Here is a 13,635-nt window from a genome sequence, read left to right as displayed (position 1 = left end):
GTCAGTTTCGCAATATATCGGCCTAAAACTAGATATATCGGTCAGTTTCGCTGTATATCGGCCAAATACCAGATATATCGGTCAATTACGCAATATATCGGTCAAATACCAGATATATCGGTCAATTTCGCAATATATCGGCCAAATACTAGATATATCGGTCAGTTTCGCAATATATCGGCCAAATACCAGATATATCAGTCAGTTTCGCAATATATCGGCCAAATACCAGATATATCGGTCAATTTCGCAATATATCGGTCAGTTTAAATATATTTCAGCCAGTAAAACGAAATTGATCAATTCAATCAAATTGGTGAGACATATCATTTTTAAATAAAGGGAGATTTTCATATATGAATTATATTGATCCTTCTGCTCAAGTAGATTCAACCGCGAAAATAGGCTATTTTTCTGTTATTGAAAAGGATGCGCGAATTGGCAAAAATGTTGTGATTGGCAACCGAGTAACCATTCAAGAAGGAACAATTATTGGGGATCATACAACAATTGCCGATGGTGCTGTTGTAGGAAAGCCACCGAAGCCAGCAAAAACAAGCACAGTTAAGCTGTCCGATTCAATTCCAGCATTGGAAATCGGTGCAGATGTTACCATTGGTGCGAACTGTGTGATTTATCGAGGCGCAAAAATCGGCTCGAATACATTAATTGCTGACTTAGCAAGTGTACGAGAAAACGTTGAGATTGGCGACTATGTTATTGTTGGCCGCGGTGTGACTGTTGAAAACTATGTAAAAATTGGAGAACGGACAAAAATCCAATCCAATTCGTATATTACGGCTTATACGACGCTTGAGGATCATGTATTTATCGCTCCATGTGTCACAACGACGAATGATAATTTCATGGGTAGAACAGAAGAGCGCTTCGATAAGATTAAAGGAGCGTATGTTAAAAAAGGAGCACGTGTTGGCGGCGCTTCTATCATTCTTCCTGGGATAACCATTGAGGAAGAAACCTTTGTTGCTGCAGGTGCTTTAGTCACAAAGGATACAGAACAAAAGACGTTAGTTAAAGGGGTTCCTGCTAAATTTGTCAAAATGGTTGACGAGCGGGAACTGTTATAGGGTGTGTTCGCCCAAATTAAGCGTTTAGGAGCGGATTCGCTCCTTTACGCATTTATGAACGTTGGTACGAAGCTGATAGCGTTTATCATGCTTCCGATATATACATCTTTTCTTCCTGATCCTGAGCAATATGGGGTAATAGATCTTTTAGATCGTTATACATCAATGCTCACCTTTGTTGTTATTTTTGGAACTGACTCAGCTCTTGCCTTTTACTACTTCGATACTGAAGATAAGAAGAAAAGGCTTGATTATGTCCGTTCGGTCATGACTTTTAGATTGCTAATTGTTTTAATTATTGCCATCATCTTTCTTATCGGTGGTCAATGGTTGACCCAGCTCTTGTTAGATGATGCAAAGCTATACTATTTATTCTATGTTGCCATTGGGGTTTTGGCCTTGGATACAATCATCGCCATGATCTTAACGGTTCTTCGTTATGATTTTTTTACAAAAAAGGTCGTAACTTTTACTATTTTAAAAATGTTCTTAATTGCTGTTTTTTCTTACGGATTTTTAGCCTATATTGCCCCAACTATTGATAGCATTTTGTATGGTAGGCTAATAAGTGTTGTTATTGTAGCATTACTCTTAATTAAGCCTTTATTGAAATACATTAAATTTACCTTTAATAAAACGCTATTAAAGGAAATTTTGTCATATGCCATTCCATTAGTACCTGCATCATTGGCCTTTTGGGTAATTGTTAATGCTAACTCATTTCTCTTAAAAATATTTACTTCTTTACACGAAGTAGGCATTTATGGAGTAGCTGTAAAGTTTGCCTCGCTAATTACCCTCCTTACAAGCGGTGTACAAATGGCATGGAGACCTTTCTCTATGTCACTAAAGGATAAAAAGGATAGCCATAATTTATTTGCAAAGCTGTATTATGGTATTCTATTAATAGGAACGTTAGGTATATTAATGGTCGCTACGATCATGCCGTGGATTATTCCGATTTTAGGCAAAGGTTATCATGAAGCTTACCAATATATTGCGATTTTATCAGCGGTTACCTTCTTGAATTTTTTCTATATGATTATTTCAGTAGGAATCTTTTTCTCGAAGCAAACAAAGATTATTTCGTATGCGTTTGGTATGGCAGCCGTTGTTAACATTATTTTAAATGTGCTGTTAATCCCTCCATTTGCGATTTGGGGAAGTGTTGTTGCATATTTGATCTCTTATATCGTGGCCATAACGTATATTTTCTTTAAAAGCCAAAAGCTTTACCATGTACCTGTATCATTTGGAAAAATGACATTAATATTCCTATCCTCTTTGCTAGCTGTAAGTGTAATCGTTTATATTCAAGAGAGCAGCATTCCAAATTACAACATTCTTTTTGCTTGGTTAGGCTATATCGTTATTGTCCTATTATCACGGATCGACAAAGATCTATTGAAGAAAAGCCAAAAAAGCACTTTATCGTAAAATAGGTGATATGTTTGTTAATGAATGAAGTACGAATTAAAGACAGCAGACTCGTAAAAGAAATTAATGTTCCATTGGGCCAACTCTTTTTTAGTGGCTATATGATTTATAATGGAAAGCATTATTGTGCGGACAATCTTCAAGAAATTTATCAGGAAGGTTTTTTTGAAAACCATTTAGATGAATTAATTGGTGAGTTTGCCGTAATAAAGGTAACGAAGAATGAAATTACCGCGATTGTCGATCGGAAGCGAAGTATTCCTCTTTTTTACTATAAAGAGGGATCTCGCTGGATTGTTACAGATAAAATTCCCCATATGACTGATAAGAAAGTTAATCAGACGGCAGCAAAAGAGTTTTTACTGACGGGCTTTACTGCAAATGAAAAGACACTTTATGAAGGTGTCTATCAGGTTGAAGCTGCTTCATATGTTCGGATTCTTGAAGATGGGAAAGTGATAAATAATGAGTATTTTCAATTTTATCATCACCCTGTTGAAAAGGATGTTGAGCAATTTAGTGCAGAGCTGAAGTCAGTATTCATCGCTGTATTTGAAGATCTCATAAAAAGATTAAAAAACAAAACTCCAATCATTCCTCTCAGTGGTGGCTACGATTCCCGTATTATTGCCTTATTATTAAAAGAGTATGGGGTAGAAGATATTTTTGCTTTTACATATGGGAAAAAGGAAAATCGAGAAGCTTTAATTAGTCAAGATATTGCGAATCGACTCGGATTACATTGGGATTTCATTGAATATAAGAAGGATGACTGGCATCGCTGGTACCATTCAAATGAATGGAAAGAATATGTAAACTATGCTGTGAATGGCTCTTCCATGGCACATATTCAGGATTGGCCAGCTGTTCGTGAGATTATTGCAAAGCAAAATAAGGATTATGTCTTTATTCCTGGTCATTCAGGTGATTTCGTGGCCGGAAGCCATTTAGCCTATGAGATAACAGTTGACCGGGAGTTTACGGTAGATGATGTCGTTGATTTTACGCTTCAAAAACATCATAAGCTATGGGAAATAGAAGAGGGAATTTATGTATCTGGTGAAGATGTACTGGAAGAAATCCGGCGATCATTTGGGGACTTGCCATTTACGACAAATGAACAGGCTAGTGCATTATTTGAGTATTGGGATTGGCGAGAAAGACAAGCGAAATTTATTATTAACTCGATCCGCGTATATGAATTTTATGAAAAAGGCTGGGAAATTCCGCTTTGGGATGATCGATTAATGGAATTTTTCAAAACCGTCCCTGTTGAGCTGCGTTTCAAAAAATATTTATATGATTATACCTTACACGAGATGTATCCTGAGTTTTTCACGAAGCCTGAAAAACCGGTAGCGAAAGAAGCTTCGTTAAAAGAAAAATATGGGGTTTTTTATAAGACTGCGAAGAAGCTTTATAATAAGAAGAAACTGTATCAGCAATATTATACAGAGCCAATGGAATGGTATGGAATTTACAAAAGCTATCCTGAGTATTTAAAGGCACTTTCTTTTAAGTATGATCGTTTGAAGTATAAGCAGCCATATAATATTAATTCATTTTTAGCAAAAGACTATATTCAAAAGCTTGGAAGGTGAATGATGAATGAAAATAGTAACGATCATTGGGGCGAGACCTCAATTTATTAAAGCAGCACCTGTTTCAAGAGTGTTAAGAAAACATATAGATGAAAAAATTATTCATACAGGCCAGCATTATGATGCAAATATGTCAGATATTTTCTTCGAGGAGCTCCATATTCCTAAGCCAGATTACCATCTTGGTGTCGGGTCAGGAAGTCATGGGAAGCAAACAGGTGAAATGATGGCTAAGATTGAAGACATCGTTTTAAGTGAGCAGCCTGATTATTTAATGGTATATGGTGATACGAATTCAACGTTAGCAGGTGCTCTTGTAGCAGCTAAGCTTCATGTTCCAGTCATCCATATTGAAGCGGGTTTAAGAAGCTTTAATAAAAAAATGCCTGAAGAAATTAATCGGATTATGACAGATCACGTTTCTGAGTATTTATTTTGTCCAACCGATACAGCTATCACGAATTTAACGAATGAGAATATTACAAACAATGTGTTTAATATTGGTGATGTAATGTATGATGCCGTTCTTTATAATCGTGAGCTTGCAAAAGAAAAGTCAACCATTTTGCAAGATACTGGCTTAACACCGAAAGACTATCATTTAATTACGATTCACCGCGCTGAAAATACGGATGATGTTGAAAAGATGAAAAATATTCTTGAAGCTTTTTCAAAAATAGAAGAGACGAAGGTTTGGCCTATTCATCCAAGAACGAAGCATAAGCTAGCAGATTATGGGCTAAATCTTGATGATGTTCCCAATTTAAAGGTGATTGATCCTGTTGGTTATTTAGATATGCTGACACTTGAGGCTAATGCGAAGAAAATTGTTACTGATTCGGGTGGTGTTCAGAAAGAAGCCTATTTTATGAAGGTGCCATGTGTAACCATTCGTGAGCAAACAGAATGGGTTGAGACACTAGAAGGTGAAGCAAATATATTAACAGGTACAGATGCCGAGAAAATTCTAGCTGCCGTACAAAAAGAGGTAAATCCGCAATACAAAGAAGTATTTGGGGATGGACATGCTTCAGAAAAGATTGTTGAATTGATAAAGAAGTAGTTTAAATAATAATATTCGCTAAAAAGTAGGTGCTGACATATGTTGGCTATAATTGTTTGGGTGATTGTGCTAATCATTTCGGTTAAGCTTTTTAAAAGTGTTTCAGGTAGTCTTTCACTATTTAGACCGAATTTAGTTTCTTTAGTCTTTTATTATTCCTTGCTCGTTTCAAGCTTTATTGGCAGCTTATTAATTGCGCTCAATATTGATCATTATTATATGATTAATAAGCTTGACCATGAAATCTATCGTTACATCGGCTTTGCTGCTGTTTCATTTGTGATGGTCGTTTTGCCGCTTACGATGTTAGGTGTAAGCAAATTAGCAGGCTTTGATGCGAAAAAAGAATATAATGCTTATTTGCAGAAGCCAGTTGAAAAGGCGTTTGAACAGAGAAGTGAATTTTACTTTTTATTTCTTGGTCTTTCCCTTGTGTGTATGCTTGCTGTTGCCTATACACTTTTGAAGACTCACCATGTACCGATTTTTGAACTTTTGAAAGGGAATTTTTCTGAAATCGGGAAGATGAGAATTGAAGCAGCTAGGAACTTTGGTGGAAAAGTGATCATTAGAAATATCTTTGCGCTTGCATTAACACCTTTACTATCACTAATAGCGTATGTGTATACAGTTAAAACAAAGCAATTAAAATGGTTTTTCTTATTTTTAGCTTTATTTGGCTGTTCTATCGTGATTAGTATTTATGATTTGTCAAAATCGCCAATATTCTTCTACATTATTATGTTTATTTTTGTACGAATTTATATTGGGAAGACAGTGTTAAATGGCAGGAAAATCACTGCTTTATCGATAGCTGGTGTTGCAGCGATTGTGTTGATGTATGTTTTCATCCAAGATGTGAAAGACCTTGGTGCGTTTTTCTCTTATAACTCAGGACCGATAGGACGGATAATCCTTGCACAAATTTCGCCTACGTTCTTGCATTTAGATATATTTGGGAATGCACTTCCGTTCTTAGATGGAAGTAGTCTCCCGTCGATTATTACTCGCTGGTTTGATATCGATCAAGTTCGTTCAGCAAGACTTGTGATGGCGAATGCCTTTCCGAATCGAATTGAGGATGGAACAGGTGGGGTTTTAAATACATTGTTTATTGCGGAAGCATATGCGAACTTCGGTTATTTAGGAATTATTTTAGGCACGATGTATGTTGGAGTTCTCGTGCAGCTCATTTATATTATTTTTATTAGACTGCCAAAAAACCCAGTATTTTTGTGCTTGTTCGTTTATTTTGCTATCAATATTCCACGGACATTAGTAGGTGGGTTTACTGATTTTCTCTTTAACCCTGTGTGGATTTTTATTACTTGCTTGTTCGCTGGAATTCTCTTATTCATTCGTTTTCGCATTGATCTGTTTTCTTACTTTCTCAAAAAGAAAGCTGTTAAGTAATGAATAGGGGAAAAGCTGGACAAAAGGAGAAAATAGAATGAAATCAGTTTTGCTTTATTATCCGTTTGAAATAGCTGAGAATGCGAATAGTGGATCGAAGCTTCGTCCAAAGGAAATATATAAAGCTTTTCAAGAATGGGGAAGCCATGAAAATGTGGACATTCTTTTGCTTTCAGGAAGCTCAACTGAGAGGGATTCGCTTTTTGAACAGTGGAAAGCGGAAGGAAAGCTAGAGAACTTATGGTTTTGCTATATGGAGAACCAGACGATTCCGTTTTGGCTGACAGATAAGGGGCATATTCCTAAGAAGCCGTTTGTAGATCAAAAGGTGATGAAATTTCTAAAGAGCCGCAACATACCAGTTGGCGTTTTCTATCGTGACGTATATTGGAAATTTGAAGAGCTTTATCCTCTAAAAGGGATGAAGAAAACGATCATGAAAACGATTTATCGGATGGAAGAAAAGTTTTACAATAAATATTGTCATGTCATTTTTTTACCAAGTGATGCGATGGGGAAATATGTTGACATTCAGCAGACAATGGTTTCCCTTCCACCAGGCGGAAAAAAGATGGATATTGTTCGGGCAGAAAATCAGTCTAAAACCCCACAAGGTCTTTATGTAGGTGGCATTAATAACGAGGATTATGGTTTATTTCTGCTTCTTGATGCATTGGAATTGGCCAATAAAAATGAACGAGTTTGCGAGCTGACAGTTGTTTGTCGTGAGGATGAGTTTAAACAGTTGTCCGAAGAGAAAAGGGCTCGCCTAAACGAGATGAATGTTTCTGTAAAGCATGTAAGTGGTGAAGCGCTGAATGAGCTTTATCGTAGAATGGACTTTGCCTTTATTCCGCGATTCAGAAGTACGTACAATGATTTTGCTGTCCCTGTCAAGCTTGTTGAGTATCTATCAAATGAGTTGCCTGTTATTGCGACATATTGTCAGGCGCAAAAAGAAATAATAGAAGCAGATGGATATGGAATAATATGTGAGGATAAGCCAGAAAGTATGGCACGTGCAATAGAAGGAATGGCTCACAATTCAATAACATATCGAGAAAACATTCAAAAAACTTTTGTACAGAAGCATTCATGGCTAGCAAGAGTTGAAAAAGTTAAGGAAGCCTTAATAACGAATAGGCTTTGTTAAAGGGAATTGTTGATTTTTGCACCTGTTGATTGGAGCGAAAGGTGCGAGACTCCTGCGGGAGGAAGGGACAAGGGAGAGACCCCGCAGGTGCGCTAGCACTGAGGAGGCTCCCGGACCATCCGCGGAAAGCGAGCAACCTGGAGCGGAAATCAACAGTCAAATTTAACATAGCTAAAGGACAAAAAATGAGGTTGAAGAAATGAAAGTTTTAATTTTGGCTCCAAGCAAATCCATTCATACACATAAGTGGGCCTTGTTTTATAAAGATAAAGGGATCGATGTTAAAGTTGTGACATTTTCCGACCATTTTTCACCTGAAAATGCGAAGGAAATTGATACGATTACTCTTCCGAAACTTTTACCAGGGAAATTATCGTATATATCAAGTGTTTTTGCTTTAAAGAAAATTTTAAAGCAATTTCAGCCTGATATTCTTCACGCCCACTACGTTTCGAGCTATGGTTTTATTGGGGCGTTAGCAAATTATCAGCCCTTTTATGTTTCGGTATGGGGGAGAGATATTTTTCAATTTCCTCAGCAAGGTAGCGTTAATCGGAAAATCGTTGAATTTACACTATCGAAAGCAGATGTTATATGTTCTACAAGTCATATCATGGCTAAAGAGACGAATAAGTATACGAGTAAACGAGTATTTGTTACACCATTTGGTGTGGATATGACTAAATTTAAACCGATTCCGAATGTAAAATCAAAAGACCATATTACAATTGGAACAGTAAAGGCATTAGAAGATAAGTATGGGATTGCAGATTTAATTCATGCGTTTGCGTCTATTCATTCTACAAATAAAAACTCGCAGCTTCTCATTGTTGGTGATGGAAAGCAAAGACAAGAGTATGAGCAGTTAACGCGAGAATTAAATATAGATGATGTGACGACTTTTACAGGTAGGGTTCCCAATGATTTAGTTCCAGAATACATCAATAAAATGGATGTGTTTGGGGTTCCGTCTACAGAAGATAGTGAAAGCTTTGGTGTCGCTGCAGTTGAATCAATGGCTTGTGGAGTTCCAGTCGTTGTTTCTAATGTAGGCGGCTTGCCAGAGGTTGTATTAGAAGGAAAGACAGGGTATGTTATTCCGAAAGAAAGCCCGCAAGAATTAGCGAAAGCCATTCAAAGCTTAATTGAAAACAAAGCAAAGAGTAAAGAAATGGGGCTAGCTGGTATCGAGCATGTGAAAGCCAATTATAATTGGATCGATAATGCGAATGGCATGCTAGCTCTTTATGAACAGACTTTGAAAGAGGGGATGAAATCATGATAAAAAAGGCGGTTATTCCTGCTGCTGGTTTGGGGACAAGATTTTTGCCTGCTACGAAAGCACAGCCGAAGGAAATGCTCCCGATTGTCGATAAGCCCACGATTCAATATATTATTGAAGAAGCAGTACAGTCTGGAATTGAGGATATCATCATTGTAACGGGAAGAAGCAAACGGGCAATCGAGGATCATTTTGATAAATCGGTTGAATTAGAAATGCTGCTTGAAAGAACGGGAAAGCATGAAATGCTCGAAATCGTTGAGAATATTTCGAATCTCGTTGATATTCACTATGTGCGTCAAAAAGAACCATTAGGATTAGGCCATGCCGTATTATGTGCTAAAAAATTCATTGGCAATGAGCCATTCGCTGTTTTATTAGGTGATGATATTGTAGATAGTGAAGTACCAGCGCTAAAACAAATGATTGATCAATATAATCATGTTCAATCAAGCATATTAGGCTGTAATGAAGTACCACGTTCAGAAGTGAATAAGTATGGAATTGTGAATTATTCAGAAAAAACAGGTGAGCTTTTTAAAGTGGATAGCCTTGTTGAAAAGCCAGAGATTGAAGAGGCTCCATCTACTCAGGCCATTGTGGGACGATATATTTTATCACCTGCGATTTTTGAGCTGCTTGAAGAAGTTGCACCTGACAAAAAAGGTGAAATTCAGCTTACTGATGCAATTGATCGTTTATTAGGCAGAGAATCGATTTATTCTTATATTATTAAGGGAAATCGTTATGATGTAGGAGATAAATTTGGTTTTTTACAAGCTTCAATCGATTATGCTTTGAAGCGACCAGATTTAAAAGACAAGCTAGAAGCGTATATTAAACAAATAAAAGTGAACTAATTGGAGATGGGAAAATGAGAGTGATTTATTTATGCCAGCATTTTCCCCCTGAAACAGGTGCTCCGCAAATTCGTGTGTACGAAGTAAGTAAAGAGCTAATGAGCAGAGGACATCAGGTGGAAGTAATTACTGCGTTTCCTCATCATCCTCATGGGATTATTCCAGAGGAGTATCGAGGAAGATTTTATATGTTTGAAAACTGGGATGGGATTCCCGTTCATCGTTCTTGGATTTATCCATCTCCAAAGGGGAGCTTTTGGAAGCGGCTAGCTTCTTACTTTTCCTTTACCTTCAGTGCATTCTATTCCATTATCAAGTCGAAACCAACTGATGTAATCATTTGTAATTCACCACCGCTTTTTCTAGGAATTACTGGTTATATTGGTGCGAAAATGAAGCGGGCTAAGTTTGTATTCAATGTCGCTGATATTTGGCCAGAGTCAGCAGTCGAATTAGGCATTGTAAAGAATAAATCCTTTATTCGTTTAGCAGAATGGTTGGAGAAGTTTCTTTATAAAAAGTCATGGAAAATTGCGACTGCTACGGAAGGAATCTTGGATTATATGGTGCGAAAAGGAAAGAAGAAGGAAGATGTTTTTCTTCTTCCGAATGGAGTAAATACCGATACATTCAAACCAATTCCAAAAAATGAAGAGCTATTAAAACAAATTGGCATTCAGGGGAAAAAAGTATTTATGTATGCTGGGGCGCTAGGCTATGCCCAAGGGCTTGATTCTGTTCTTGAAGCGGCACAGCTATTAAAGGACAAGCTTCCAGATGTGCATTTTCTCTTTGTTGGAGATGGGCAGGAGCGGGAGAAGCTGCTAACCATGAAAGAGGATATGAAATTGGATAATGTTACGTTTTATGGGGCAGTACCAGTAGCAGAAATGCCGAAGATGTTCTCAATTGCTGATTATAGTGTCGTATCATTAAGAAATATAGAGCTTTTCAAGGGAGCAAGACCTTCGAAAATCTTTCCTGCGATTTCTTCAGGTGTACCCGTTTTATATTGTGGGGATGGAGAAAGTGCAGCCATTCTCGAGGAATATCAATGTGGCAAAATTGCACCTCCAGAAAATCCTGAAGGGATTGCGAATGCGATTAGCGAATTAATGAGCGTATCAGAAGAACAATATAAAATGATGAGTGAAAATGGCAGAAAGCTGGCCATTGAGCAATATTCGTGGAAAAGCATTGTTGATGAAATTCTTATTAATATTGATGTGAAGCAAAAGGAGAAAGCTAATTCTTAAGCGAATTAGCTTTTTTCTGTGTTAAAACAAAATCGTCGTCGGATTCATTGAGCAAGCCTCGACGTGAACGAAGTAGTCGCCAAGCGCAGTGAAATGAAACCGACGACATTTTACATTGAGGATTGAGAGCAATGCTTACGACTGTTTTTTATAAACATAAAAGAAACCGGCTAATTTAGCCGATTTCTCACGATAAAATTTCCCTTATCTCGATACAGTCGTTCCTTGATAGTAATGCGTCAGTATTTGTTCGGCAGTCCAGCCGTTCTCGGCAAATCCTTTTGCACCATATTGGCTCATCCCAATTCGGTGTCCCCAGCCTTTTCCAGTAACCGTAACAGTAGTTACACTACCTTCTCCTTCGTTGCTAATAACACCATTTGCCGTTTGGATTGAAACTTTAGAATCGGTAAGCGTCACTTCTCCACTTGCTGTCAGCACTTTTTGTCCCTTCATATCCCCAACAGCAGTAGTACCGCTTGGTGTTTGCACAGACAGATCTTGCTTCACTGTACCATTCTTCTGAATATCAAACCAATTTGAATATAATTGGTTGTAAACGGAAGGATTATTAAGTGGGAAGAGCTTTTGGATGACCGATCCAACTCCAGTTACTGTTTTATCCCCAGCAGAGGTTTTAATGGTTGCCCCACGAACTTCTCCATTTGCACCTGTTTTTTCGATAGAAATATCATAGATTTGTGCATTTAAATCGGTAATACCAAATGATTTCAGCAAGGTCGCTGCTGGGAAAGTTTCACTCCAATTGCTGTATGGTGATTTTTCATATGGATCATCTACAGATACTAAATATGGAAAATCTGATTGCTTTGAATTCCATACATCGCTTACATTTGCTGTACGACCACCACTTGTTGAAAAGAAAACAGCATCGATAGGCCTGCCGTTATATTTAACTAAAATTCCTTCTGTTTCCTTTATCGCAGCATTTGTTCTTGAATCTTCAGCTGAATACCCTCGATAAACTTGGCTTGCTGTTGTACTTGCAAGCACCATATATCTTGTTGCATAGCTTCTAGAGGCAATGGCTTGTGCCTTTAATGCTTCCTTAGGAAATGAAGCAGGCATTTCACTCGGGATAACACCTTTTAAATATTCCTCTATATCAAGAAAGTTTATGACTTCAATTTGGCTACCATTCGGCTTTAAAAAGAAGCTTCCTCGATAGGTGACACCATTGCTTGAGCGAACGAGAGATACACTTCCAGATGCTAGCTCCTGTAAATCAAAGCCTTTAACGGAATTTACACTAGTACCATTATAGCTGACGACAACACCTGAACTATCTTTTTTTACAGAAATAGCTGTACCTTGAGCAAGAGGTGTTACGGCTCCGGTATCTTTATTGCTAAGCTGATAGCTTCCGTTTAAAGTCATCGTGACACTGTTCGCTAGTTGGATAGATACATTTACCATATTTGGATAATTTACTAGTTCAGCAGCTTTTGTGCTTGCAGGTAAACAAGTAAATATAATGATTAAACTACTAATAAGTGAAAAAAGCTTTTTCAAGTTACTTCACCTCGCTAAGAGTAGCAGATACCCATCCTCTAACTCCAGCGGATGTTTCAACATTGTACCAAACTTCATTTTTAGCATTCGTGAATGTTGAGATATATTTTAATGATGTTCCTTTCGGAAGGGTTTGTAAAACAGCATAGTCTGTTGTTGCCCCTTTTCGTAAATAGACTTCACCAGTTGTCACAACTTGTTTTGCTGCCGTTTCTCCTGATTTTTCTGCTGTCACATCACCTGAAAATACCCAGCCTTTTAATGTCGCAGATAAATCTACTCGATACCAGAGACCAGTAGCAGCTTTGAAGGAATCAATTACTTTTAATGAAGTTCCATTTGTTCGAGTCGCAACCACTTTATAATCTTTTGATGCACCTGAACGAATGTTTACTGTTCCTTTTGCATATACAGCAGAAGGAAGTTCACCGTTTGTTGGTGGTTGAGTTGTTGTCGGTGGTGGAGTAACTGGTGGTGTGCCGCCTTGAGAAATTTGAGCTTTTAAACTATTAATTTCTTGTTGCTGTGCTGCAATTTTCGTTTCGAGCTCAGTTAATTTCGTTTTCATTGGGTTTAACTGGGAAGTGACCCAATCGACACTTGCTAGAACAACATTGCTAGAAGCTTTCATTGCTTGGGGAGTTGCGATAACAGCGCCTACTCCTATGCTAAGTGTCAGTGCTCCAGCAGCAATTAGTTTTTTAGAACGGTTCATTTTTTAAATGCCCCCTATGTATTTTTTTAGAAAAACTTGGCGTTCGCCAAGTCCTATCGGCGAATGTCCTAGCTTTCCTTACGCGGTATTATAAACGCTAATAGTATTTGAGCTTATTTTACTTTTGGACGTTAATAAACTTAAATTTTCCTACTAGCTAAAAGAAAAAAATTGGATATAAATAGGTTTATATCCAATTTTACTTTCAATTAGAAGATTAACATATTTTTTATA

General features: G+C 37.5%; 11 protein-coding genes. 9 read left to right on the top strand and 2 right to left on the bottom strand.

Annotated features, from left to right (window positions below):
- Positions 1–356 precede the first annotated feature (356 nt).
- The 9 genes from KDN24_RS24345 to KDN24_RS24305 all read left to right on the top strand — a co-directional run bounded on the left by KDN24_RS24345 (position 357) and on the right by KDN24_RS24305 (position 11,153).
- Positions 357–1,088 carry an acyltransferase gene (locus tag KDN24_RS24345; RefSeq protein ID WP_409973258.1) on the top strand — a complete coding sequence of 244 codons (732 nt, stop codon included), beginning with the start codon at positions 357–359 and terminating at the stop codon, positions 1,086–1,088.
- Positions 1,089–1,091: 3 nt separating this feature from the next.
- Complete coding sequence (locus tag KDN24_RS24340) at positions 1,092–2,525, top strand: lipopolysaccharide biosynthesis protein (RefSeq protein ID WP_409973259.1); 1,434 nt, start codon at positions 1,092–1,094, stop codon at positions 2,523–2,525.
- Between the two features lie 20 nt (positions 2,526–2,545).
- Positions 2,546–4,126 (top strand): asparagine synthase-related protein, encoded by a 1,581-nt coding sequence (locus KDN24_RS24335; protein WP_409973260.1) that lies wholly within the window; start codon positions 2,546–2,548, stop codon positions 4,124–4,126.
- Between the two features lie 7 nt (positions 4,127–4,133).
- Entirely contained in the window at positions 4,134–5,189 is a 1,056-nt protein-coding gene (gene wecB, locus KDN24_RS24330) for a non-hydrolyzing UDP-N-acetylglucosamine 2-epimerase (protein WP_409973261.1), read from the top strand.
- 39 nt (positions 5,190–5,228) lie between these two features.
- A complete protein-coding gene (locus KDN24_RS24325) occupies positions 5,229–6,602 on the top strand; it encodes an O-antigen polymerase (RefSeq protein WP_409973262.1) in 1,374 nt (457 codons plus the stop codon).
- Between the two features lie 37 nt (positions 6,603–6,639).
- Positions 6,640–7,755 carry a glycosyltransferase gene (locus KDN24_RS24320; protein WP_409973263.1) on the top strand — a complete coding sequence of 372 codons (1,116 nt, stop codon included), beginning with the start codon at positions 6,640–6,642 and terminating at the stop codon, positions 7,753–7,755.
- A 199-nt stretch (positions 7,756–7,954) separates the two neighbouring features.
- Positions 7,955–9,037 (top strand): glycosyltransferase, encoded by a 1,083-nt coding sequence (locus tag KDN24_RS24315; protein ID WP_409973264.1) that lies wholly within the window; start codon positions 7,955–7,957, stop codon positions 9,035–9,037.
- Positions 9,034–9,897, top strand: a complete 864-nt coding sequence (gene galU, locus KDN24_RS24310; protein WP_409973265.1) for a UTP--glucose-1-phosphate uridylyltransferase GalU — start codon at positions 9,034–9,036, stop codon at positions 9,895–9,897. Before KDN24_RS24315 ends, galU begins: the two co-directional genes overlap by 4 nt.
- 14 nt (positions 9,898–9,911) lie before the next feature.
- On the top strand, positions 9,912–11,153 hold the full coding sequence (locus KDN24_RS24305) for a glycosyltransferase family 4 protein (RefSeq protein ID WP_409973266.1): 1,242 nt from the start codon (positions 9,912–9,914) through the stop codon (positions 11,151–11,153).
- A 204-nt stretch (positions 11,154–11,357) separates the two neighbouring features.
- Here KDN24_RS24305 and KDN24_RS24300 read toward each other — a convergent pair whose 3' ends face one another.
- Both KDN24_RS24300 and KDN24_RS24295 read right to left on the bottom strand, forming a co-directional pair.
- On the bottom strand, positions 11,358–12,686 hold the full coding sequence (locus KDN24_RS24300) for a SpoIID/LytB domain-containing protein (protein WP_491348205.1): 1,329 nt from the start codon (positions 12,684–12,686) through the stop codon (positions 11,358–11,360).
- A 1-nt stretch (position 12,687) separates the two neighbouring features.
- Positions 12,688–13,401, bottom strand: coding sequence for an SH3 domain-containing protein (locus KDN24_RS24295; protein WP_409973268.1), 714 nt, complete (start codon positions 13,399–13,401; stop codon positions 12,688–12,690).
- Positions 13,402–13,635 lie beyond the last annotated feature (234 nt).

This window comes from Cytobacillus sp. Bva_UNVM-123, from assembly GCF_046351715.2.
In the GTDB taxonomy this organism is placed as follows: Bacteria; Bacillota; Bacilli; order Bacillales; family Cytobacillaceae; genus Cytobacillus.
This window is presented reverse-complemented; position numbering and strand designations above follow the sequence as displayed.

Coding starts and splice junctions, on each gene's coding strand:
- KDN24_RS24345 (WP_409973258.1), top strand. CDS start 357: ATGAATTATATTGATCCTTCTGCTCAAGTAGATTCAACCGCGAAAATA.
- KDN24_RS24335 (WP_409973260.1), top strand. CDS start 2,546: ATGAATGAAGTACGAATTAAAGACAGCAGACTCGTAAAAGAAATTAAT.
- wecB (WP_409973261.1), top strand. CDS start 4,134: ATGAAAATAGTAACGATCATTGGGGCGAGACCTCAATTTATTAAAGCA.
- KDN24_RS24325 (WP_409973262.1), top strand. CDS start 5,229: ATGTTGGCTATAATTGTTTGGGTGATTGTGCTAATCATTTCGGTTAAG.
- KDN24_RS24320 (WP_409973263.1), top strand. CDS start 6,640: ATGAAATCAGTTTTGCTTTATTATCCGTTTGAAATAGCTGAGAATGCG.
- KDN24_RS24315 (WP_409973264.1), top strand. CDS start 7,955: ATGAAAGTTTTAATTTTGGCTCCAAGCAAATCCATTCATACACATAAG.
- galU (WP_409973265.1), top strand. CDS start 9,034: ATGATAAAAAAGGCGGTTATTCCTGCTGCTGGTTTGGGGACAAGATTT.
- KDN24_RS24305 (WP_409973266.1), top strand. CDS start 9,912: ATGAGAGTGATTTATTTATGCCAGCATTTTCCCCCTGAAACAGGTGCT.
- KDN24_RS24295 (WP_409973268.1), bottom strand. CDS start 13,401: ATGAACCGTTCTAAAAAACTAATTGCTGCTGGAGCACTGACACTTAGC.